Annotated in this window: 21 protein-coding genes and 1 riboswitch; of the genes, 8 read left to right on the forward strand and 13 right to left on the reverse strand. The window is 55.4% G+C overall.

Features of this window, described 5'->3' with window-relative positions; all coding sequences use genetic code 11:
• Positions 1-22 precede the first annotated feature (22 nt).
• The 8 genes from QZQ97_RS17090 to QZQ97_RS17125 all read left to right on the forward strand — a co-directional run bounded on the left by QZQ97_RS17090 (position 23) and on the right by QZQ97_RS17125 (position 10743).
• Positions 23-3160, forward strand: coding sequence for a non-ribosomal peptide synthetase (locus tag QZQ97_RS17090; protein WP_311994417.1), 3138 nt, complete (start codon positions 23-25; stop codon positions 3158-3160).
• Positions 3154-4155: a TauD/TfdA family dioxygenase gene (locus tag QZQ97_RS17095; protein ID WP_311994418.1), complete on the forward strand. Its 1002-nt coding sequence runs from the start codon at positions 3154-3156 to the stop codon at positions 4153-4155. Before QZQ97_RS17090 ends, QZQ97_RS17095 begins: the two co-directional genes overlap by 7 nt.
• Positions 4152-5432, forward strand: coding sequence for a phenylacetate--CoA ligase family protein (locus tag QZQ97_RS17100; RefSeq protein ID WP_311994419.1), 1281 nt, complete (start codon positions 4152-4154; stop codon positions 5430-5432). Before QZQ97_RS17095 ends, QZQ97_RS17100 begins: the two co-directional genes overlap by 4 nt.
• Entirely contained in the window at positions 5429-6646 is a 1218-nt protein-coding gene (locus tag QZQ97_RS17105; RefSeq protein ID WP_209638275.1) for an aminotransferase class V-fold PLP-dependent enzyme, read from the forward strand. The genes QZQ97_RS17100 and QZQ97_RS17105 overlap by 4 nt, the downstream gene beginning before the upstream one ends.
• Before the next feature lie 23 nt (positions 6647-6669).
• The gene (gene cysE / locus QZQ97_RS17110; protein ID WP_311994420.1) at positions 6670-7440 is read left to right on the forward strand and encodes a serine O-acetyltransferase; all 771 of its coding nucleotides are present in this window, start codon (positions 6670-6672) and stop codon (positions 7438-7440) included.
• A 1038-nt stretch (positions 7441-8478) separates the two neighbouring features.
• Positions 8479-8570, forward strand: a riboswitch (TPP riboswitch).
• A gap of 36 nt (positions 8571-8606) precedes the next feature.
• Positions 8607-9401: a hydroxyethylthiazole kinase gene (gene thiM / locus QZQ97_RS17115; protein WP_311994421.1), complete on the forward strand. Its 795-nt coding sequence runs from the start codon at positions 8607-8609 to the stop codon at positions 9399-9401.
• The gene (thiD, locus tag QZQ97_RS17120; RefSeq protein WP_311994422.1) at positions 9398-10198 is read left to right on the forward strand and encodes a bifunctional hydroxymethylpyrimidine kinase/phosphomethylpyrimidine kinase; all 801 of its coding nucleotides are present in this window, start codon (positions 9398-9400) and stop codon (positions 10196-10198) included. The genes thiM and thiD overlap by 4 nt, the downstream gene beginning before the upstream one ends.
• 86 nt (positions 10199-10284) lie before the next feature.
• Complete coding sequence (locus QZQ97_RS17125; protein WP_311994423.1) at positions 10285-10743, forward strand: inhibitor of vertebrate lysozyme family protein; 459 nt, start codon at positions 10285-10287, stop codon at positions 10741-10743.
• 42 nt (positions 10744-10785) lie between these two features.
• Here the strand turns inward: QZQ97_RS17125 and gutQ are convergent, their stop codons facing one another.
• The 13 genes from gutQ to manD form a co-directional block, all read right to left on the reverse strand.
• A complete protein-coding gene (gene gutQ / locus QZQ97_RS17130) occupies positions 10786-11757 on the reverse strand; it encodes an arabinose-5-phosphate isomerase GutQ (RefSeq protein WP_311994424.1) in 972 nt (323 codons plus the stop codon).
• Positions 11750-12523 carry a glucitol operon DNA-binding transcriptional repressor SrlR gene (gene srlR, locus QZQ97_RS17135; protein WP_004951988.1) on the reverse strand — a complete coding sequence of 258 codons (774 nt, stop codon included), beginning with the start codon at positions 12521-12523 and terminating at the stop codon, positions 11750-11752. Before srlR ends, gutQ begins: the two co-directional genes overlap by 8 nt.
• Before the next feature lie 83 nt (positions 12524-12606).
• Entirely contained in the window at positions 12607-12963 is a 357-nt protein-coding gene (gene gutM, locus QZQ97_RS17140) for a transcriptional regulator GutM (protein ID WP_311994425.1), read from the reverse strand.
• Positions 12964-13008: 45 nt separating this feature from the next.
• A complete protein-coding gene (gene srlD / locus QZQ97_RS17145; protein WP_311994426.1) occupies positions 13009-13788 on the reverse strand; it encodes a sorbitol-6-phosphate dehydrogenase in 780 nt (259 codons plus the stop codon).
• 10 nt (positions 13789-13798) lie between these two features.
• Entirely contained in the window at positions 13799-14161 is a 363-nt protein-coding gene (gene srlB, locus QZQ97_RS17150; RefSeq protein WP_004951982.1) for a PTS glucitol/sorbitol transporter subunit IIA, read from the reverse strand.
• A gap of 23 nt (positions 14162-14184) precedes the next feature.
• Entirely contained in the window at positions 14185-15165 is a 981-nt protein-coding gene (gene srlE / locus QZQ97_RS17155; RefSeq protein WP_311994427.1) for a PTS glucitol/sorbitol transporter subunit IIB, read from the reverse strand.
• A gap of 15 nt (positions 15166-15180) precedes the next feature.
• A complete protein-coding gene (gene srlA / locus QZQ97_RS17160) occupies positions 15181-15729 on the reverse strand; it encodes a PTS glucitol/sorbitol transporter subunit IIC (protein ID WP_311994428.1) in 549 nt (182 codons plus the stop codon).
• A gap of 235 nt (positions 15730-15964) precedes the next feature.
• A complete protein-coding gene (fbaB, locus tag QZQ97_RS17165; RefSeq protein WP_006318230.1) occupies positions 15965-17014 on the reverse strand; it encodes a class I fructose-bisphosphate aldolase in 1050 nt (349 codons plus the stop codon).
• A gap of 251 nt (positions 17015-17265) precedes the next feature.
• Complete coding sequence (locus QZQ97_RS17170; RefSeq protein WP_006318231.1) at positions 17266-17952, reverse strand: GntR family transcriptional regulator; 687 nt, start codon at positions 17950-17952, stop codon at positions 17266-17268.
• Positions 17953-18061: 109 nt separating this feature from the next.
• Positions 18062-19534 carry a mannitol dehydrogenase family protein gene (locus QZQ97_RS17175; RefSeq protein ID WP_311994429.1) on the reverse strand — a complete coding sequence of 491 codons (1473 nt, stop codon included), beginning with the start codon at positions 19532-19534 and terminating at the stop codon, positions 18062-18064.
• A gap of 47 nt (positions 19535-19581) precedes the next feature.
• A complete protein-coding gene (locus QZQ97_RS17180; protein WP_311994430.1) occupies positions 19582-20871 on the reverse strand; it encodes an MFS transporter in 1290 nt (429 codons plus the stop codon).
• A gap of 84 nt (positions 20872-20955) precedes the next feature.
• On the reverse strand, positions 20956-21972 hold the full coding sequence (locus QZQ97_RS17185) for a Zn-dependent oxidoreductase (protein WP_311994550.1): 1017 nt from the start codon (positions 21970-21972) through the stop codon (positions 20956-20958).
• A 14-nt stretch (positions 21973-21986) separates the two neighbouring features.
• Positions 21987-23201 (reverse strand): D-mannonate dehydratase ManD, encoded by a 1215-nt coding sequence (manD, locus tag QZQ97_RS17190; RefSeq protein ID WP_311994431.1) that lies wholly within the window; start codon positions 23199-23201, stop codon positions 21987-21989.
• Positions 23202-23279 lie beyond the last annotated feature (78 nt).

The following is a 23279-nucleotide window of genomic DNA, read 5'->3' on the forward strand; positions in this document are numbered from 1 at the left end:
CAAATTCTTTGGAGGAAATAAAATGACATTAATGCCCGATAATACATGGGAGGGTTTCCCATTATCTTTCCAGCAGGACGTGTTTTGTGCTGAGCGCGTAAATGAAAAGCTCCGTACCCTGTGTTTGCGATTCGATATTAAAGGTGTGCTGGATAAGATTCTTCTTAATAAGGCGCTAAATAACATTGTTGAGAAAAATGAAATCCTTCGCACCCACTATCGAACACTGCAAAGTCAGAGTAAAAATCCACTGATGGTAATCAGTGATACTGCCTTACTGCATCTCGATGAGATAGTTTTATTATTGGAAGCCGAAAGACAGTCAGTGATTGCAAGCGAAATGGCTGCTCTAGAAAGCGGTGAGGTTGTCAATCGTGATGATGCGATTAATGCGAGCTTACTCTCTTGGGAAGATCATCACACATTGCTGCTCAAGGTACCTGCGATAGGCTTTGATTGGCTATCCGGGAATTTGCTGATGCAGCAGGTTGCGGCTGAATATCATGCGTTGACCCAGCAAATGGCCGTGGGGGAAAACCATGTTGTGCAATATGTGGATTTTGCCCAGTGGCAGCGGGAAGAAGATCAGAAAAGCCACGTTAATAAAGGTGATACCTACGCGCAGACACAGCTGGCAAACGCCACTGCATTGAACCTGCCGTTGGAGATGAAATCAGAGAGAACGGATTTTAGCCGTCATCCACTGTCGCTGAGCGTGGAGCAACAGTCGGGCCTGATGGCGGTTGCTGATCGGCTGGGGGTGGGGCAAAAAGCGGTGTTTCTGGCCTGCTGGACGGCGGGTCTGTGGCGACTTTGTGGCTCTCCTGATGCTGTCAGCATTCGCGTGAACATGCTCGGAAGGCCTTTTGCTGAATTGCAGCATTCACTTGGCCGTTATAGTGCGCCGGTCACGCTCAATCTGGCTCCGTTACCAACCCATGATTTTTCACAATTATTGACGCAATGTCAGGACGCTTTATCACGTTATGAACCGCTGGTGCAGGTACGTTCCAGTGGTCTTCATCAGATTAGCAAGAAAGTAAATGTTGCTTTTGATTTTGATGAAGCAGTAATGGCAATCAGCCTGGCAGAACTTAACTGGTGTAACCAGTCGCAGCCGCGCGTTGATTTTGATACCGATCTGATGTTGCAGGTACAGGTCGGTGAGGTATTGCGCTGCACGCTGAATGTGCGCAATGGCACTATTCCCGATGCCGGCATACAGGCGATTTCTCAAGCCTTTAATGCATCAGTCAATGCACTGTTGGCGAATGCGCGACAACCTCTCGGGCATTTCGCTCTGCTTAACACGGCTCAACAGCAACAGCTGTTGCAGAATACGGTTGCTCCTGTTGCACTGGCTGCCTCTGAACCCTGGACGCAGGTTTTTGCTCGGCAAGCGCAGGAAACGCCCAATGCGCTTGCTTTACGTTTTAACGATCGTATCTGGAGTTATGGTTCGCTTGATGCGCTGACCAGCCAGATTGCCAATACGCTGGTCGCTAAAGGGGTTGTTCCCGGTTCCACGGTGGCTTTACGGCTGGAACGCAGTGATTACCTTTTAGCACTGATTATCGCCGTTAATAAAGCGGGGGCAGCCTATCTGCCGTTAGATATCATTATGCCTGAACAGCGTGTTGCAACCTTGCTCCAGCAAACCACGCCAGTGTTATTGATTCAGGATGACGGCAGTGAAATCGATGTTATTGGCGAACAGGCTACACTTCGTCTGTCCGCCGTGCTGGAAGCCGCGACAGTGTATCCGTCGAGCGGGCCGGAGGTGACGATCCACCCCGATGCGCTTGCTTACATTCTTTACACCTCTGGCACCACGGGTAACCCTAAAGGGGTAAAAGTAACGCACCGCGCGCTCGCGCGCTACATTGATGGGGTTAAGACACGTATCGGCATAAAAGGTCCGTTAGTCTATCTTTCTGTCGGCCCATTGACCACGGATTTAGGTAACACGACGATTTTCCCGGCGTTAACCAGCGGTGGTTGCATCATCATGTCTCCGCACTCTAAAGCGGAAGAAGCCCAGGAACAAATCGCGTTTATGGAAATAACGCAATTTGATGTTCTGAAGATCACGCCTGCGCATTTAGCCTCGTTGTTTGCTCTGTGTCAGGAGCCGGCTCGCTTGATGCCAGAAAAAACGCTGGTGCTGGGCGGAGAAATGCTGAGCTGGGGGATGTGGCGTTTGTTCAATTCCTTCAGCCACGGCTGCAAGATTTTCAACCATTATGGCCCGACCGAAACCTGCGTGGGGGTGATTGCCGGCGTTGTCGAAACTGACGTGGATGTGGCACTGGCATCTACCGTTCCGTTGGGGCAGCCGTTAGGCCACGTGCGTGCTTACATTGTTGATGCGTATGGCCATTTGCTGCCGGATGGTGCGGTTGGTGAATTATATATCGGGGGGGAAAGCGTCAGCACCGGCTATGTGTTCGCGGAAGAGCGGGATGTCGCGCGCTTTATTGCGGATCCGTGGCATGACGAAGGTTGCGTATACCGCACCGGAGACAAGGTTCGCCGCTTGCCAAACGGACGGCTTGAGTTCTTGGGGCGCATCGATCGACAGTTGAAAATCCGTGGATTCCGGGTGGAGCCTGCCGAGATCGAAGCGATTTTGCGTCGTCATGCCGAAGTGCTGGATAGCTGCGTCATTGAACAGGGTGAGTCTGCCAGCGCACATCTGGTGGCTTATGTGGTGTTGCAGGACTGTTCGGTTGGTCTGCAACCTGCGCTGCGCGATTACCTCAGTACGCAATTGCCGGACTTTATGTTGCCGTCGTACGTCGTCGCGTTGTCTCGTTTCCCGCTCAACCATAACGGGAAAATTGATATTTCACTCCTTCCTCATCCCGAATCGCTGCATTCCGGCGATAACAGCCATTATGTGGCGCCGAAAAGTGACACAGAGAAAACAGTTGCCGGAATATTCGAATCGTTGCTTCAGGTCGCCTCAGTCGGCCAGCACGATGACTTTTTTGATATCGGTGGCCATTCACTGGTTGCAACAAGGCTGGTGGCTGCGATCCGTCAGCAGTTCACGATCCCTTTTAACCTGCGCTCTGTCTTTATGGATGCCACTGTGAGTGGACTGAGTGTGCAGATCGATACGGCGCTGGCACAAAATCAGGAGGTAAAATCATGTTAACCGAAACGCGATTTGGCGGTCGTCGCCAGGTAGTGAAAGTCTCATTGCATCAAGGCGTAACACTGGTGCCGTTGGTGGATGAAACACGGCGGGGAAAAATGGTCATACCCGATCGTAAAGACGTTTCTGCGCACGCTTGGGTGCTGGAACACCTGCAGCAGATGACCGAATGGCTGAACGCGAATGGCGCGCTGCTGTTACGAGGATTTAACGTAACCGATGCCGACGCTTTCCGTCAGGTGGTTGAGGCGACACAGGGCACGTTGCTGAACTACACCCACCGGTCAACGCCGCGTAAAAGCATCAGTGCGGGGATTTACAGCTCAACCGAATACCCGGCGGATCAGCATATTCCTCAGCACAATGAAATGTCCTACACGCAGAACTGGCCCACGCGTCTATTTTTCTACTGCGCGGTTAAACCGGGTGACGGGGGACAAACCCCTTTAGCAGACAGTAAAAGAATGTACCAATGCTTACCGGCAGGTCTGATCGAACGCTTTGACCGACATGGCGTTATGTATGTGCGTAACTATGGCCTGGGGCTTGATTTGAGCTGGCAGGATGTCTTCCAGACGGAGGAAGTCAGCGAAGTTGAACGTTATTGCACTGAAAACGGCATCCAGTTTGAGTGGCTGAGCGAGGGAAGGCTTCGCACGCGTCAGGTTTGTCAGGCTACGATACGCGATAAACACAGCGGTCAGGGGATCTGGTTTAACCAGGCCCACCTGTTTCATGTCAGTAGCCTCCCTCCGGAGACGGAGCGGGAATTACGTCTCGAGTTCTGTGAAATTGATCTGCCGCGTAACACGTTGTTTGGTGACGGTACTCCGATCCCAGCAGCGGATTTGGCCACCATCCGGGCGGCCTACCAGCAGGAGGAGTTAGTCTTCGACTGGGAAGAAGGGGACATTCTGATCATTGATAACGAGACGATGTCACACGGGCGGCGACCTTTCAAAACTCCACGTTCCATTATGGTGGCAATGACATGATCGATTCAGGCAATTTTGAGGATGTAAAACGCGAGATTGAATATGCTTATCAGCATGCGCGTTTTTTCCGTAACCATATCGATGAGTCGGGCATCGTGCCCGATGCCATTGACTCAGTACAGGCGTTTAAGCGCCTGCCCGTCACGCGTAAGATGCATTACCGAAAAAATTATCCGTTTGGCGTATTGGCAGCGGGTTACACCCTGAACTCACCGCACGTCATGCGTTTTCAAAGTTCGGGGACGTCGGGCGAGCGGTTGAACAGCGCGATTTTCTCCTTTGATCTGGCGCGTCGGCAGGCTACCAGCCTGAGCGTAAATGAGAAGTTTAATTCGCTCTGGCTGCCCGGGAAAAAGCTCAAGCTGTGTCGTTATGCGCCGCCTAACTGTTCAGATGTCGAGTGTGGTATTGGCTTGAGTACAATGGAAGAACGCACGTTAGCAGATGGCACATTGGTCCTACCGGTGGCGCACGACCTGCTGGCGACCCCTCTGCGGATGATCAATCAAGCGCTGGATGAAATCGCGCTTTACAATCCGGACATTCTGGTGGTGGACCCCACACATCTGGCATTTTTGACGCGTCAGGCCGCGAAGCTGGGCAGGACTATCAGCAGCAGTAACAAATTGCACATCATCTGCGGTTACACGCAACTGACCCACGTGGCGCGGCGGCAAATCACCCAGTTTTTCGGTGACGATGTGCCGGTGGGCAACATGCTGGGCATGTCAGAGCTGGGTTATCTGGGCTTTGAATGCCACCACGGCAGCCTGCATCTCAACAACCAGGATTATTTCGTTGAGCTGCTGGCAAATGGGGAGGACGTACAGGAGAACCAGCCAGGAGAATTGGTCATTTCAACCATCGATGATGGACTCATCCCGCGTATTCGCTATGCCACTGGCGATCTCTATCGCTTTGTCGCAGGTTCTTGTACCTGCGGTAGTACCTTACCCCGCGTGGTGATCGAGGGGCGGGCAACGCAGAATCTGCTGGTGGGAAATAGGAGTATTTCGCCGACCGATTTAGATTCTGCTGTGGGTGATGCTCCGGGGATCGACCTCTACAAAATGGAGCAAAACCAGGCAGGGAAATTCACCTTCCGCTTTATCGCTAATGAGCAGTTTAATGCGTTAACCCTGGCTCGAATAAAGGATGTCGTCGGTACGTTGATTGGTACCGATGATATTGAATATCTATCGGTGGATTATATCCCCTGTGAGCGCAGTGGAAAATTCCAGTCCTGTATTTCTCAGTTTCATGAGGTAAAACCGTGAGCCATTCCCCGGTCTGTAAATCTGATTTCCCAGCCCTACAGCAAGAGATTGACGGTAATAGCATTATTTATCTCGATAATGCCGCCACTACGCTCAAGCCTCGCGCGGTTATTAAGGCGGTCAGTGATTTTTATACCTTTAATGGAGCCAATATACATCGCGGTAAGCATCGACTTTCCGATGAAGCATCGAATGATTATGAACATGCAAGGTTGGATATTTCTAACTATATTGGCGCGCAAGCCAATGAATTGGTCTTTACCGGAAATACTACGCATTCTCTGAATATCGTTGCGCATGGGCTGCAGCTCAGCAAGCAGGACATTGTCCTGGTCAATGAGGATGCTCACCATTCAAATATTCTTCCCTGGCGGCAAACAGCTGACGTGCGCTTTATTCGCACTACTGCGGAAGGGCGGCTCGATCTGGACCATTTTCGCGAGTTACTGTCGCTAAAACCAAGCGTTGTGGCATTAACTCACTGTTCAAATGTCACGGGGGCGGTGCATCCGGTCGGGCTGATGGTGAAATTAATCAGGGCGTCCTCTGACGCTGTTATCGTCCTGGACGCTGCTCAGTCACTGCCGCATGAGCGCATTGATTTTCACCAGCTTGATGTCGACTTTGCGGCATTTTCCGCCCATAAAATGTATGGTCCAACAGGAGTGGGTCTTCTATATGGAAAATATGCCTTACTGGAAAAATTGAAACCGCTGCAATACGGCGGTGGAACTGTGGATTGGGTTGATGCGAAAAAGCAGATAAATAGACGTGCGCCATACCACCTTGAAGCCGGCACACCCGCTATCGCTTCTGTATTAGGCACTGGGGCCGCTGTGCGTTACTTGCTGCAGTGTGATGAAAGCCTGAGAAGTGCTCATGACAGGGCATTGTCAGAGGCGATGTTGAAATCTATTGCAGAACGCCCATTCCTGTCGTTACTTGGACCGCACGATACAAAGGACCGGCATGCGATATTTTCCGTGAAGTTTGACAGCAGTATTCCGGCGGGGGAGTTGACTCGTTTGCTGAGTGATTCATGGGGCATCATGTGTCGCAGTGGCTATCTTTGCGCACAGCCCTTTGTAACTGAAAAAGCACAGGGTGAAGTTATTCGTATTTCTGCCTGTATTTATAATGAACTGTCAGAAATCGAAACGCTTTTTTCTGCTATTGATGAGCTGGCGACCTGCGTGGGTTTGGCTACAATTTAATTTACTTTAAGGTGAGCATATACATGCGTTTTTTTAAAAATGATGAATATCTTGAAGTAGGTGAATCTACCTATATGTTTAATATTTTGAAGCAAGAGGCTCGTCAGGCTCTTGTAAAAAATCCACTTATCAACCAGGTTTTGTATAAGTCTATTCTTGCACACTCGAGTTTTAATGCGTCTCTTGCGTGGTGTGTCGTGGACAAACTGAATAAGGATGAAGACCGGTTTAGAGACTGGTATCTAATTGTCGTTGAAGTTTATAATAATAACCCTGAAGTTATTAATCAGGCGCTGTCTGATCTACATGCTTTCAGAGAAAGAGATCCCGCTTGTTATGGATACCTGCAGGTAATGCTTTTTTTTAAGGGGTTTATCGCCTTGCAATGCTATCGCGTAGCTCATGAGTTATATATTCAAGGAAAAAAAGAAACGGCGCTATTTATTCAGAGCCGCATGTCAGAAGTTTTATCAATTGATATCCATCCTGCAGCAAAAATTGGCTCGGGTATTATGTTTGACCACGCACATTGTCTTGTTATTGGTGAGACGGCAATTATTGGGAATAATGTTTCGCTATTTCACAGTATAACATTGGGTGGTACAGGAAAAGAACATGGTGATCGTCATCCTAAAATTGGGGATAACGTTACCATTGGTGCTGGCGCCAAAATATTGGGCAACATTAATATTGGGGATAATGCCAAGGTAGCTGCAGGATCAGTTGTTCTGGAATGCGTACTTGAGGGTAAAACCGTTGCAGGTGTTCCGGCTCGTATTGTAGATGGGCAATAAAGTCTATGGCGGTCAATAGCTAACTGAGTCATCTATGTACCAAGGTTGCGAGCAAGGGTAATTACAAACGCTAGTGCCGACAAGGCCGCTCGATGGACGGCCTTATTAGCAATTTTTTTGCGATTTATTTTGTTGCATGGCCATCAGGAAAGTATTTAGTACTATATTTTTCATCCGGGCTTGTATAGTCATAACAGAATGATTCTTCGGGAAGATCTATATATAAAACCGTGACCAGAAACAACCAACGTTCATGCGTTATGATATATAATACCTTTAACCCTAATCCCGTTTCGGAACGCCGAATTAAATCACCGATAAAACCTATTCGGATTCTATAATCAATGCGCGATTTTTTTCTACCCGGCCTTTAAAAAATATAAAGGGTGTCTATTGTGCAGACCGGTAGATAACAAGTCACGAGTGAGGTATTCAAAAAACCAAGGTAATGGTCTTATCTCCATGGAAAGTGAAATAGCTGTAAAGTCGACAGCCTGCTACAGGGGGGCTTACAGAGTCAATTTATTTGATTTTAAAAATAATTGCGAGGTGGTTATGATTATGTGTTAATTTAAAAGTAACTATGTGAAGTTTAATATATATCATTTCAAGTGTTAAGAATTTACGCCATTGAATGTTAAGCAAAATAATAAATACATTAAGATATAACCCTGAAATATTACACTGGCTCTTGGATAATAATCATGATCTCTTAGTTGAGTTGAGGAAGATATCAAGTGTAAACTCCCTTAACTAATAATTGGGTATTAGCTTTTAGAGAGTTTTATTTAGTGTCATAAGTTTTTTTTGGTTTGTTTTAATGATAAAGTTAAACTTTTATTAGTTTGTTTTTTATTATACTAATAATTTTCGATATTTCTTTTCGCATAGACAATCCATTGCTGGTTTTGGGTTAGGCCTAAAACCTGTCGAATATAACTGTACAACAATCTGGTGTATGGTGTGGTCAACAGGTTAATTTATAGGGTATGATTATCTCTTAGTGGTTACAGTGAAAAGCTGAAAAAACTTAACACTTTCAAAGACTCGGGGTGCCCCAAGGGGCTGAGATTTTACCCGTATTACCTGATCTGGATTATGCCAGCGTAGGGAAGTCTCGGTGCCCCAACCGGTACCCGCCTTCTTGAACGCCGGTTGGGAGGAATATGTTCGCTCGACCTGATGCTTTACCCGGCGCCCGCGCCGCGGCTTGTCTGACCCAATTCAAACAACATCCCCCGCTGATTCACTGCCTGACCAACGAAGTGGTGCAGGAGCTGACGGCTAACGTGTTGCTGGCGCTTGGCGCTTCCCCGGCGATGGTGGTGGAGCCGACCGAAGCGGCGCAGTTCAGCCAACTGGCGGGTGCCCTGTTAATCAACATCGGCACTCTCAATGCCTCGCGCGCCGAATCCATGCTGGCGGCGGTAGAGGCCGCCAATTTGGCGGGAACGCCCTGGACGCTGGATCCGGTGGCGGTAGGCGGGTTGGCGTATCGCACCGCCTTTGCCCGTCGTTTGCTGGGCGAAAAGCCGGCGGCGATCCGTGGCAACGCGTCTGAAATTATGGCGCTGAGCGGCCGGCAGGCCACCGGGCGCGGCGTAGACAGTACCGACGACTCGCTGGCGGCCTTGCCGGCGGCACGGGAACTGGCGCAGCTCAGCGGCGCGGTGGTGGCGGTAACCGGCGTGGTGGATTACATCACTGATGGTTGGCACGACTGGGCGGTCGCCGGTGGCGATGCGCTGATGACGCGGGTGGTGGGCACCGGTTGCGCTCTGTCGGCGGTGGTGGCGGCATTTTGCAGCCTGCCGGGCGAGCGGCTGGACAATGTCGCGACCGCTTGCCGGGTGATGTCGCTTTGCGGCGAGCGGGCCACGCATCGGGCTGCGGGGCCGGGCAGCTTTACCCCGGCGTTCCTCGACGCCCTGTATCAACTGCGTGCGGAGGAGCTGCAATGAAACGGATTAACGCTTTGACCATCGCCGGCACCGATCCGAGCGGCGGCGCCGGTATCCAGGCCGATCTGAAAGCCTTTTCTGCGCTGGGGGCTTACGGCACTTCCGTGATCACCGCGCTGGTGGCGCAAAATACCCGTGGCGTGCAGTCGGTATATAACATCGATCCGGCGTTTGTCGCCGCCCAGCTGGATTCGGTATTCAGCGACGTGCGTATCGACAGCGCCAAGATCGGCATGCTGGCCAACGCCGACATCGTGCAGGTGGTGGCCGAACGCCTGCGGCATTACCGGCCGCCGTTCGTGGTGCTGGATACGGTGATGCTGGCGAAAAGCGGCGATCCCTTGCTGGCGCCGGAAGCGGTAGAGTCTATCCGCCGCGAACTGCTGCCGCAGGTGTCGATCATCACGCCGAACCTGCCGGAGGCGGCGGCCCTGTTGGCGTGCGCCCCGGCGGAAAATGAGCGCCAGATGCGCGAACAGGGCCGGGCGTTGCTGGCCATGGGGTGCCAGGCGGTGCTGATGAAGGGCGGCCACCTCAGCGAAAACGAAAGCCCGGACTGGTTGTTCAGCGCAGAGCAGGAACTGCGCTTCACCGCACCGCGCGTGGCGACTCGTCATACGCACGGCACCGGCTGCACGCTCTCCGCCGCGTTGGCTGCGTTGCGCCCGCGTCATGAAGACTGGGCCGGCACGGTCGCCGCCGCCAAGGACTATCTGCAAAAGGCGTTGCAGCAGGCAGATACCCTGGAAGTGGGGCACGGCATCGGGCCGGTGCATCATTTTCACGCGTGGTGGTGAGTCAACTTTTTGCCGTTGTTGTGGTCAGACTGGATCCATGCCCGGCGTTCGCCGGGTACGATCGGATTTAACCAAGGGAGAAGGCCATGACAGGACAAAACGCACTTCGCTGCGCCATCTTCGGCGCATTACTCAGTCTCAGTGCGGGCAGCGTTGCCCAGCAGATTGTTACCACCTCGGACGTGATCCAGCAGCCGGGTTATCAAACCAGCTGGCAGAACATGGTGAAGGGGCAGGCTCGCCTGCCGGGCTGGGCGCGCAAGGGGATGGGCACTTCCACTCCGGCGCAAAGCCTGAGCTGGAAGGGGCAGAACTACCTGGTGGGCAATCTGTGCAAGCCGCACGATTGCGCCAACAACTTTTTGATCGTGGCGTTTAAAGAAGACAAATCCCAGGCCTGGGGCGTGCGGGTAGAGGTCGCCAACAAACCGGAAGCGATCGACCATCTGAAGAAGTACGCCAAATACCAATGGCTGGGCAAGCCGGACGACGACATGAAGGCGCTGCTGAAAAAACAGTTCGAGAGCAATCCCGACTGGAAATAAAACGGCCTGGGGCGCAACTGCCTGCGCCCCGAGGTAACGCACTCAGCCAATGCCGGCCTGATGCAGATCGTGCAGGTTGATGGCGCCCACCAGCACGCCATCCAGATTGACCACCGGTGCGGCGCTGATGTGCTGTTCGTGCAAGGCTTCCAGCGCTTCTCCGGCGCGCCACTGTTCCGGCAAGCGGTAGCCGGGGCGGGTAATCGCCGGGCCCAACGTATCCTGCAGGCTATTGCCTTTCACCAGCCAGCGGCGCAGGTCGCCGTCGGTAAATACCCCCACCACTTTTTGCTGCGCATCGCACACCGGTACCAATCCCAGCCCGGTGCGGCTCAGTTCGAGCATCGCTTCCATCACGTTGGCGTTTTCACTGACCTGCGGCAGGCGATCGCCGGTGCGCATCAGGTGATGTACCCGGTTCAACAGGCGCGCGCCCAGGCTGCCGCCCGGATGGGAGCGGGCAAAGTCTTCGGCGTTGAACCCGCGTTGGCGCATCAATGCCATCGCCAGCGCGTCGCCCATCATCAGCGTATTGACCGCGCTGGAGGTGGGCGCCAGCCCCATCGGGCAGGCCTCACGTTCGACGCTGATGTCCAGCACGCAGGCGGCGGCCAGCGCCAGCGGCGACTCTTTGCCGCCGGTAATGGCGATCACCGGGATGTTATTTTCCGCCAGCAGCGGCAGGATCAAATCCAGCTCCTTGGCGCGGCCGGAATAGGAGATAAACACCACCACGTCGTCGGCGCCGATCATGCCGAGATCGCCGTGCAGCGCCTCTGCAGGGTGGACGAAGAACGACGGCGTGCCGGTGCTGGCCAGCGAGGCGGCAATCTTTTTGCCGATGTGGCCGGATTTGCCGATGCCGGAAATTACTGCCTTGCCCCGGCAGTTCAGCAGCAGCTCGCAGGCGCAGACGAAGTTGTCGTCCAACCTGGCCAGCAGGCGCTGCGCTTCGGTCAGCTCAATTTCCAGCGTTTCGCGGGCAAAGGCCAGCAGGGCAGTGGCGTTACTCATCGGAATCTCCTACCAAAATGATATTGATGCCTTTCGCTTGCAGCGCGGCGAGGTAATCCGGATTGATGTTTTTATCGGTGATCAGCGTATCCACGGCGCTCAGGTCGCACACCACGTTCGGGCTTTTACGGCCGAATTTCGACGAATCTACCAGCAGGATAATGCGGCTGGCGGCCTCACACATCGCCTTGCTGACGTTGTGCACCTCGTTAAAGGTGGTGACGCCGGCGTTGAGATCGACCCCGTCCGCGCCAATAAACAGTTTGTCGAAGCTGAACTTCTGGAACGCCGACTCCGCCAGGCTGCCGTGGAACGAGGCCGATTTTTTGCGGTAGGTGCCGCCGGGCATCAGGATGGTTTGGTCGTTGTCCAGTTCCACCAGCGCGTTGACGATATGCAGGCTGTTGGTCATCACCGTGATGTTATTGAACTGCGCCAGATGCGGCACCATTTGCAGCACCGTGCTGCCGGCATCGAAAATCAGCGAGTCGCCGTCGTTAATCAGTTTGATGGCGGCGTAAGCGATTTGGCGTTTCTTTTCGCTGTTGATATGGGTTTTACGGTCGATCGGCTGGTCGCCGTCGTCGCGGCTGAGCACCACGCCGCCGTAGGTGCGGATCACCTCGCCTTCGTCTTCCAGCAGGGTGAGGTCTTTGCGGATGGTGGTGCCGGTGGTGGAGAAGTGTTCTGCCAGGGCGTCCACTGCCGTTTTGCCATGCCGCTGCAGATATTCAAGGATAGCGGCCTGCCGCTGCTTTGGTTTCATCGCGATTCCCGTTCACAAGAGGTGGGCATTTCCCTTCAGCTAATAATTCAATATGAAAGGTAATGTCTTTTAATGTGAAAATATCATGATTTAGGGGCAATCGCTAACGATAGTGCAGCCCGGCATGCGCGATCCTCGGGGAAGATCACATCCGGGTGCAAATCCTGTTGATGCAGGCCGTGCAAATGCGTCAGCGGCTGCGGACGGGCGAAGATGGTCAGGCCACGCATCAGCAGGCTGCCGCACACTCGCCGCTCGGCATCGAAAGCCAGCGCCAGCACGACCCGGGGTTGAAAACGGCCGCCGGAGCGCCCGACGCCGACGGTGCCTTGCCGGCACAGGCGATCGAAGGCGCGGTTGAAATGGCGGATTTGCCACCCGCCGAGGCCGATTTGCAGCAGCCAGGCCAGTACGGCGAGGATAACCAATGCTTGAGTCATAATGCCTCCTTAATCCCCCTCCGGGTGGAGGGGGAGGCGTTCACATCAGAACATCACCTGGCCGCCGGTGATGTTAATCGACTGGCCGGTGCAGTAAGACGCCTTGTCGCTGGCGTAAAACAGCAGGGTGTTCAGCACGTCCTGATAGTCGCAGCCGCGTTTCAACGGCACCTTGTCGGTGTAATATTTTTCGACCTGATCCGGCTCGATCCCCAGTTTTTGCGCGTATTGCGGCAGCAGCGACTGGAACATCGGCGACTTCAGCAGGTTGCCGAGCATCAGTGAATGCACGGTAATGCCGTATTCCGCCAGATCGAGCGCCAACGACTGGGTCAGCCCCACGCCGCCGAACTTTGCCGCGCTGTAACCGGAGTTGTGCTTGCTGCCCACCTTGCCGGATTTGGAGTTGATCTGGATGATACGTCCGGCCACGCCGTCGCGGATCATCAGGCGGGAAAACTCGCGGGCGCACAAAAAATAGCCTACAAGATTGACCTGCAGCGAACGATCAAAATCTCCCAGCAGGAAATCGGTGATCGGTGCCGCCTTGGCGATGCCGGCGCTGTAAACCAGCAGATTGGCCTGGCCGAATGCCTGATCCACCGCCGCCGCCAGCGCAATGACGCTCTGCTCGTCGGTGGCGTCGGCCTGGAAAGACTGGGCGCGGCCCGCACCGAACTCATGGTTAATCTGTTGCGCCACCTGCCGGGCATTGTCCGCGTTCAAATCGGCCACCGCGACCCGGTAACCTGCCTGCGCCAGGCCGTGGGATAAAAACGCACCCAAGGTTTGGCCGCCGCCAATCACTACCGCTACTTCAGACATGGTCTACTCCTTATGCAATAAATTTCAGCGTGCTGCCTAACGGGATATCGGCCGGCGTGGCGCCGGAAACGTGGATCGAACCCGGAAACTCGGCCTGGGTTACGCCGTCGAAGCGTACGGTGACATGGCCCAGTTCACGCAGGTTTTGCGTAGCGACGCTGCCGACGGCGGTGATCGGATAGCGCTGCTCCGCCAGCTCCATCCAGCCGCCAACCTGCAATTCGCCGGCGGTGTCACCGTGCCGATGGATAAAGCAAAACTCTTCAATGTCCGCCGGCGCGCCTTCGCGGAAGGTGATCAGCATGTCATCCTGCAATGCCTCACGGGCGCTGCCGCCAATCTGCGTAATGGTGGTGTGGAAAATGGTGTGCATGATCTTTTCCCTGCAAAACAATGTCATTGATAGATGAAGGCCGAAGCGGCCCAGGCGATCAGTACCGTTGGCGCACCGGTCAGGAAACGCCCGACCAGTACCGACGGCACGCCGACCCGCACGGTGTCCTGTTTGGCTTCCGCCAGCGACAGACCGACCGGAATAAAGTCGCAGGCGGCCTGCGCGTTAATCGCAAACAGTGCGGGAAGCGCCAACTGCGGCGGAATATGGCCGAGACCGATTTGCACCCCGACCAGCACGCCAATCACCTGGGCGATCACCGCGCCGGGGCCGAGGAAGGGCGACAACAGTGGGAAGGAACAGATCAGCGCCAGCGTCACCAGGCCGATTGGGCTGCTGGCCAGCGGCGTCAGGCCGTGGGCGATAAAGTCGCCCAGACCCGAGGCCATGATGATGCCGATCAACGCCGAGACGAACGCCATAAACGGCAGGATGGTTTTCAGCACTGTATCGATGGTGTCGCGCCCGGCCTGGAAGAACACCGCCACCACCGAGCCCATACCCATACCGACCTTGGCCAGCAGGCCGTCGCTCTGTTCGGTGATTTTTTTGCTGGTGTCGTAATCACGCCCTTTTGGTTGCGGAGCGGGGGCTTTTTGCTCAGTACCGGTTGCGGAGCCCACCAGGCTGATGTTGTTGTCGCGTACGCCGGAGACGTAAATATCCTCGAGGATAAACTGCGCCAGCGGGCCGGACTGGCCGGTGGCGTGGATATTGATCGTCGGGATACGGCGCTTCGGATACAACCCGCAGCGCAGGGTGCCGCCGCAGTCGATCACCATCACGCCAATCTCTTCCGCCGGCGGTTCGCCCTCTTTAAAGCCGTCGACTGCCGGCCAACCGGTCAGCTCGCTGAGCCGATCGACGATCGAAGGGCGGGTGCCGGCGGTGATGTACACCACTTTCTTGCCGGGTTCGACAGCAATCTCCAACGGGCCGCCCCAGCCGCCGGCGCCTTTCTCAATACGGATATAAGCACTCATGCTGCACTCCACGGATTAAAGTTGCACCTGGCGATCCAGGCGGATGCCCATCTTGCGTTCGAACAGACTGGTGGTGAGGTCGGTTACCCAGCCACGGAAGAAGTTGGTGAACAACCCGACCAGGAAATAGCTCACCGCCAATGGCCCAAGTGGCAGGCCGAGAGTCGTCAGCCCGCTGGCGATACCGAGGTATACGAACAGCTCGCCGGGGTTGATGTGCGGAAACAGGCCGTTCATCGAGTGGCAGCTGTAGGACGCCGCCGCATAGTAGCTGGGCTTGTATTTCTCTGGCATAAAGCGCCCGAGACTGAGGGTCATCGGGTTACAGAAAACAAAGGTACCGATCAGCGGCAGCAGCAGATAGCGCGATACCGGGTTGCCCGCGCAGCGCTGCGCCAATTGTTCGATACGTTCCTGGCCTACAAATTTGATCAGCGCATTCATGATAACCAACAGGCTGATTAACAAGGGTAAAATGCCGGTCACCATGCCGACGAACACTTCACCACCTTTCTGAAACAGGCCGATAAACCACTCGGCACCGTGGGTGATTAGCTCAATCATTATTGCTCTCCTGTGATGGATGATATGGCCTGGAGCGAAAAGCGGCTCTGTCGCCATGGGCCTTACACTAATCACTTTATGGATTCATTTGTTTTAAATAGATCACATTTCGAAAGATAAATATTTTATTGTGAAAGTTAATAGTGAAAGAAAAATGAGTAGGGAACGAAAGGATTGACGGAAGACAGGCACAAAAAAGCCCGGCGTACCGGGCTGCGAGGGGGGAGGGAAGGGATCAGGCGATGGTGACTTTTTTGTCCAGATAGGTGTCCTGCACGGCGTTGATCAGCGCCACGCCTTCTTTCATCGATTTCTTGAACGCCTTGCGCCCCAGGATCAGGCCCATGCCGCCCGCACGTTTGTTGATGACTGCGGTGCGCACCGATTCCTGCAGGTCGTTTTCACCGGCGGCGCCGCCGGAGTTGATCAAGCCTGCGCGGCCCATATAACAGTTGGCCAACTGGTAACGCACCAGATCTATCGGGTGGTCGGTGGTCAGCTTGTTGTAGACGCGGTCATCGGTGTAGCCGAATTTTACTGCGCGGTAGCCGCCGTTGTTTTCCGCCATTTTTTGCTTAACGATATCGGCGCCGATGGTGGCGGCAATATGGTTGGCCTGGCCGGTGAGATCGGCGCTGGAATGATAATCCACGCCGTCTTTGGTGAACGCCGGGTTACGCAGATAGGCCCAGAGTACGGTGACCATGCCCAGCTCGTGCGCGCGTTCGAAGGCGGCAGAGATCTCCTCGATCTGGCGGCGAGATTGCTCGGAGCCGAAGTAAATCGTTGCGCCGACCGCGACCGCCCCCATATTGAAAGCCTGCTCGACGCTGGCATATAGCGTCTGGTCGTATTGAGTCGGATAGCTCAGGGTCTCGTTATGGTTCAGTTTGACCAGGAACGGAATTTTGTGGGCGTAGCGGCGTGATACCGACGCCAGCACCCCGTAGGTGGAAGCGACGCAGTTACAGCCGGCTTCGATTGCCAGTTCGACGATGTTTTTCGGATCAAAATACAAGGGGTTGGCGGCGAAAGAGGCGCCGGCCGAGTGTTCAATGCCCTGATCGACCGGCAGAATCGACAGGTAGCCGGTGCCGGCCAGGCGGCCGTGGTTGAGCAGGGTTTGCATGGAGCGAAGGACGGTGTTGGGGCGGTTGTTATCGATCATTATCCGGTCAACAAAGTCGGCGCCCGGCAGGTACAGATTCTCAGCAGGGATGGTGGTACAGCGGTGTTGCAACAGGTCTTCCGCTTCCTTTCCTAACAACTGCGCGATATCAGTCATGATTAACTCCCGATTTAGCTCCCTCATACACCGGCAATGCCATCCCCGTCGTCTTTCAAGCCCTGGCTGCAACTTGAAAGCCATAGGGGATATTGGGTCACCGGCATAGCAGAAAGCGGTGATTAAAGCTGTAAGAACGAGACTACTGAATTTCCTTTGGCAAGGAGAAACAATAGATGCGATTGAGAGGAAATTCCATTTGCAGGGGCAAATACGCGAGGGCGATCGCCCCCGGCGCGGTAACTGGCTGATTACTCGATATCGAACCACTCGGTGTTTTGCAGGGCGATCGGCGTAATAGAGTAGATCATCTCCTGCAGATGCTCATGAATGGCGCGCTCGGCGGCATCCGCATCTTGGGCTTTCAGCGCGGCAAAGATCCGATAATGCTGCTGGATCAGGCTTTCCGGCGGCGATACCTCGCTCAGGCTGAGAAAACGCACCCGGTCCATGGTGGCCTTGATGGTTTCGATGGTTTCCCAGGCCAGCGGGCAGTCGGCGAACTGGGTCAGCAACTGGTGGAACTCATCGTCCAGCGTCAAAAACTCGCGCGTCTGTTGGTTTTGCGCCGCCAGTTCCTGACGATGCAAATTGTGCTCCAGCGTCATCAGCTGTTCCGGCGTGATCCGCTGCGCCACGCGGCGGACGATCGCGCATTCCACTGCCTGACGGATAAAGCGCCCGTCGGCCACCCGCTTGGCGGAAATCTTCATCACGAAAGTGCCGCGTTGCGGCAGTATCTGCACCAACCCGGCCTCCGCCAGCTTGATGAAAGCCTCGCGCACCGGTTGGCGCGAAACGCTAAAGCGGGTGGAAATTTCTTTTTCGGAAAGCAGCGTGCCGGGCGGAATGGTGCAGTCGACAATGTCTTTACGCAGGAAACGGTAAATTTGCTGGTTGACCGGAAGGGTGTTGGTGAGGCTGTAGGATTCAGACATGGCGACAATCAGTGACCCGACTTGCTGTGGATGCCACCATACTAGCAGATTATCTTGGGGCTGCGGGCGGATAAATCCCGCTGCAGCCTGATGAATTTCAATCGATCTATCAACTAACCGCTAATCCGGCGACGGCGGTTTTTGCTCCCTTATCCAATAGCGCCAGATAAGCCTGAGTCACTGCGCTGACGAAGCACGGGCTGTCCGGCAGGTCATGGCCAAATACCGTTTCCAACTGGAGCAACGCAAGCACGCGCTGTGGGCCTTCCTTGCTGCCCGCCACCCGATCGGCAATGCGTTCACGCAACGGATCGCTGATGTCTATCGGGCGACCCTGCTCATCCTGGCCACCGACGTAGCGCATCCAACCGGCCACGGCCAGTGCCAGAGCGTCAAAACGGCTGCCGTGCGCCAGATGATGGCGAATGGGATCCAGCAGGCGCTGCGGCAGTTTTTGCGTGTCGTCCATGGCGATCTGCCCGGTGCGGTGTTTCAATGCGCTGTTACGGTAGCGCTGCAACAATGAGTCGGCGTAATGCGCCAAATCGACACCGCTTACCTGCAGCGTCGGCGCTTGTTCCGCCAACATTAAATGGCGAGCGGCGCGGACAAAATCCTCATCCTGCATGCAGTCGCTGACGTGCGGATAACCGGCCAGATAGCCGAGATAGGCAAGGAACGAGTGGCTGCCGTTCAGCATCCGCAGCTTCATTTCCTCATACGGCAGCACGTCGCTGACCAGTTGGGCGTCCGCTCGCTCCCACTCAGGCCGCCCCTGCGGGAAGTCGTCTTCGATCACCCATTGGCGAAAGGGCTCGCAGACCACGCCGACCGCGTCGTTCACGCCGCCCAGCAATGCCTGCAACCGGCGTTGGGTTTCCGGCGTCACCGCCGGGACTATGCGGTCTACCATGGTGGAAGGAAAGCGGACATTTTGCCGTACCCAGTCGGCCAACCCGGCATCCTGCCGCTGCGCCAACTGAATGACGACGTTGCGGGTTACCTGGCCGTTGGCCGGCATGTTGTCGCAGGACATCACGCTAAATGCAGGCAGGCCGCGCTCCCGGCGCAAGCGCAGCGCAGCCAGGATCAGCCCCGGCGCGGACAATGGCCGCAGCGGGTTGGCGATGTCGTGCTGAATGTCCGGGTGATTGAGCATCAACTGGCCACTGGCGGGGTGATAGCAGTAGCCTTTCTCGCTGACGGTCAATGAAACTATGGCAATATCTGGCTGCGTCATGGCGTCGAGTACCGCCTCCACTCCGTCGACCTGCAGGTGCAGCGCCTGTCTGATCACGCCTATCGTCCGGCCGCGCCAGCCGTTGCCGTCCATTTCGGCGACCGTATACAGTAAATCCTGCTGCTGCAGATCGGCGATTTTTTGCTGGCCGTTATGCATGCTGATCACGCAGTAACCCCAGTCGCCGGCGTGATCGTTGGCCAACTGCTCGGCATACACGGCCTGATGTGCGCGGAAAAAGGCGCCAAAGCCGAGGTGGACAATGCGGGGCTTTATGCGTTCACGGGCGTAACCTGGCTGGGCAATTGCCGCCGGCAGCGCGCTGTTGCTGGAAAGTGTCATGCTGAAATCTCTGAAAGAGCGGGGCGACGTTGGCCGCCCCGAAGGGGTTAGTGTTTCGAGATCTGCGGTTGTGCGGTATTGCGCGGTGCCTTGATCACCAGCAACACCAGCACGGCGCCGAGCGCGGCCACGCCGCCGGCCAGGATAAAGGCGCTGTCGAATTTACCGGTATTCTGCACGATATAACCGGTCACTACCGGGCCAATGATCCCCGATACGCTGCCGATCATATGAACAAAGCCGCTGGCGCCGCCGACCCGGGATTTATGCACTACGTCCTGAATGATCGCCCAATAAATGGCACCGGTGATATACAGGAAGAAGATAGAGACCGACATCAGCATCACCGCCGGCACCACGCTGCTGACGGTACCCGCGAATGCTACGCAAATGGCCGCCGCCAACAGGCTGGTCACCAATACGATCTTGCGTGACAGCAGCAGCTTGCCGGTGATATTGAAAATCTTGTCGGAGATATAGCCGCCGAGCGCCAGCCCAACGAAGCCGACAATCCACGGGATCATGGTGGTAAGACTCATTTCCTTGATGTTCAGGTTGTGTGCCTGCACCAGATACGCCGGGAACCAGCTCAGGAAGAAGAAAAGGATGTAGTTGTAGCAGAAGAAGGCGAACGCGGTGACCAGGATGATCGGCTGCTTCAGGTAGTAGCCTAACCCATGCGCGGCGTCGCTCAGCTCTTCTTCTTCGCTGATTTTTTCCTCTTTCAGTTTGTTGATCAGCGCCCGCTCGTTTTCGCTGACGTGCTTGCTCTTGGCCGGGTTATCCGCCACCACGAAGAACCACGCCAGCATCCAGACGATGCCGATCGAACAGATGATCATAAACGCCACCCGCCAGCCGAACGCCAGCGCCAGATAGCCGACGATCGGCCCGGCTACCGCGCCGCCCAGGGGGGAACCTGCGCTGAGCAGGCCCATGGCGGTGGCCGCCTGTTTCTTCGGGAACCAGCCGTTGATCATTTTGTTGGCGGAAGAGCTGATCGGCCCTTCGGCCATGCCGAACAGGATGCGCAGGATCAGCATGGAATAGAAGCCGGTGGCGAACGCCGTCATGCCGCAGAAGATTGACCATAAGGCCACGGCGATGCCGAGCACCAGCGTCGGGCCGTACTTGTCGACCGCCAGTCCGCCGATAAAGTTGAAGATGGCGTAGCCGAAGAAGAAGCTGCCGAAGATGAGGCCGAACTGTTCGGCGTTCAGCATCAGATCTTTTTCGATCATCGGTACGGTAATCGACAGCGCGACGCGGTCGAGGTAGTTGATCATAAAGACCATGAACAGCAGGAATACTATGGTCCAACGCAGGTTTTTAAACATAAAAGCACTCCATATATTTCTAATTTTGATGCTTTATTTTCTGCAAGGGCGGCCAGGCCGCCCGATGCCCCGGTAGTAACAAAACTAACTGAATTGCAGTAACACTTTGCAGCAGGTGCGCTGGTCTTTTTCGAACGTCAGCATCGCCTGTTCCACTTCACTGGCGGCTACGCAATGGGTGATTAACCGCTGCGGGTCGATTTTTCCGCTGGCCATCCAGTCGATGACCTGCGGGAAGCGGGCGCTGTTGAGGCGCGAGGAGAAGATAGACAGCTCCTTGCTGGTGATGCTTTGCTGGGTGACGGTGCAGGCATCGCCGGAGAAACCCATGATGCCAATGCGCGCCGCCGGTGACGCCAGATGAATGGCTTCCTGCAAAATGGCCGGGTGGCAGGCGGCGTCGACGATCAGCGTCGGGCGGATACCGCGCTGTTCCAGTTCGGCCGGCAGCGAAGCCTCGGCGTTATTGAACGTCCAGTCGGCACCGTTTTCTTGCGCCATAGCCAGCCGTTCAGCGATGCGGTCGGTGACAATCACCTGCTTCACGCCGTAAACCCCTTTCAGCGTCTGGATCACCGTCAGCCCCATCGGCCCGGCGCCGTAGATCAGCGCGATATCCTCGGCCCCGGGTTGCAGATGGGCGGTGATATTGGCGGCAATGGTGAAAGGCTCGACCATCGCGGCGTGGCGATCGCTGATGCTTTCCGGAATGCGGTAAGCATTGCGCGCCGGGGCGCAGGCATAGTCGCTGAAGCCGCCGTCGCGGTGCACGCCGATCACCTGCAGCTCGGTACAGACGTTGGGACGCCCGATGGAACAAGGATAACAATGGCCGCAGCTCACCACCGGATCCACCGAAACGCGTTCGCCGATACGTTGCGGGTCGACATCGTCGCCCACCTGGTCAATCACGCCGAAAAACTCATGGCCGATCACGCGCGGGTAGCGGGCGAACGGGTTATGCCCATGATATATGTGCACATCGGAGCCGCAGATACCGGCAAACTTCACCTTTACCCGTACTTCGCCGGCCGCCGGCTGCGGCAGCGGGCGCTGCTGGATAACCAGCCGGCCAGGTTGTTCAATCACCACGCTTTGCATCGCGCGTTCTCCCGTTACCAGTTCCATAAGGTGCCGTCCTCCAGGCGCGCGACCGGCAGATAGGCCGGTTCGTACGGATAGCGTGCGGCCAGTTTTTCGTCGAACTCAATGCCCAACCCCGGTTTGTTGCCCGGGTGCATGTAGCCGTCGTTGAAGGTCCAGCTGTGCGGGAACACCTCGAGCATTTGTTCGGAGTAACCCATGTATTCCTGCACGCCAAAATTCGGTACCCACAGATCAAAGTGCAGCGCCGCCGCCATGCAGACAGGCGACAGATCGGAAGGGCCATGCGAACCGGTACGCACCTGATACAGCGAGGCGAAATCGGCGATGCGGCGCATGCCGGTGATACCGCCGGCGTGGGTGAGAGTGGTGCGGATATAGTCGATAAGTTGTTCTTCAATCAGCTGTTTGCAGTCCCAGATGCTGTTGAAGACTTCGCCGACGGCGATAGGCGTAACGGTATGCTGGCGGATCAACCGGAAGCATTCCTGGTTCTCCGCCGGGGTCGGATCTTCCATCCAGAACAGCCGGTACTGTTCAATGCTTTTGCCAAAACGCGCAGCCTCGATCGGCGTCAACCGGTGGTGCATGTCGTGCAGCAGATGTTCGTCAAAACCGAACCTGTTGCGCACCGCCTCGAACAGTTTGGGGGTGAAATCGAGGTATTTCTCCGTGGACCACAGCTGTTCTTCCGGCCAGTTGCCTTTGGTGGCTGGTTCATAGGCCAGCCCTTTGCCTTTGGCCATGCCGTAGGTGGTTTTCATGCCCGGTACACCGCACTGGGCGCGGATGGCTTTAAAGCCCAGCTCTTTATGTTTGGCGTAGTCGTCGAGCACTTCGTCGATAGAATGGCCGGTGGTGTGGCAGTAAACCATTACGCCGGTGCGCGATGCGCCGCCCAGCAGCTGATACAGCGGCATATTGGCCGCCTTGGCCTTGATGTCCCACAGCGCCATATCGACGGCGGAGATGGCGGACATGGTGACCGGGCCGCGCCGCCAGTAGGCGCCTTTATAGAAGAATTGCCAGATGTCTTCGATCTGGTGGGCATCGCGGCCGATCAACTGCGGGCAGACATGATCTTTCAGGTAGGAGGCTACCGGCAGTTCGCGGCCGTTGAGGGTGGCGTCGCCGATGCCGGTAATGCCATCGTCGGTGGTGATCTTCAGCGTGACAAAATTCCTGCCTGGGCAAGTGACAAACACCTCTGCGTTAACAATTTTCATAACGTCTACATCCTGTTCCCACGGGTCATTAATAGGGGAAAAATACGCCATGAACTAACTACCATACAAGTATGACTT

The organism is Serratia sp. root2 (assembly GCF_031931805.1).
GTDB classification, from domain to species: Bacteria; Pseudomonadota; Gammaproteobacteria; order Enterobacterales; family Enterobacteriaceae; genus Serratia; species Serratia inhibens.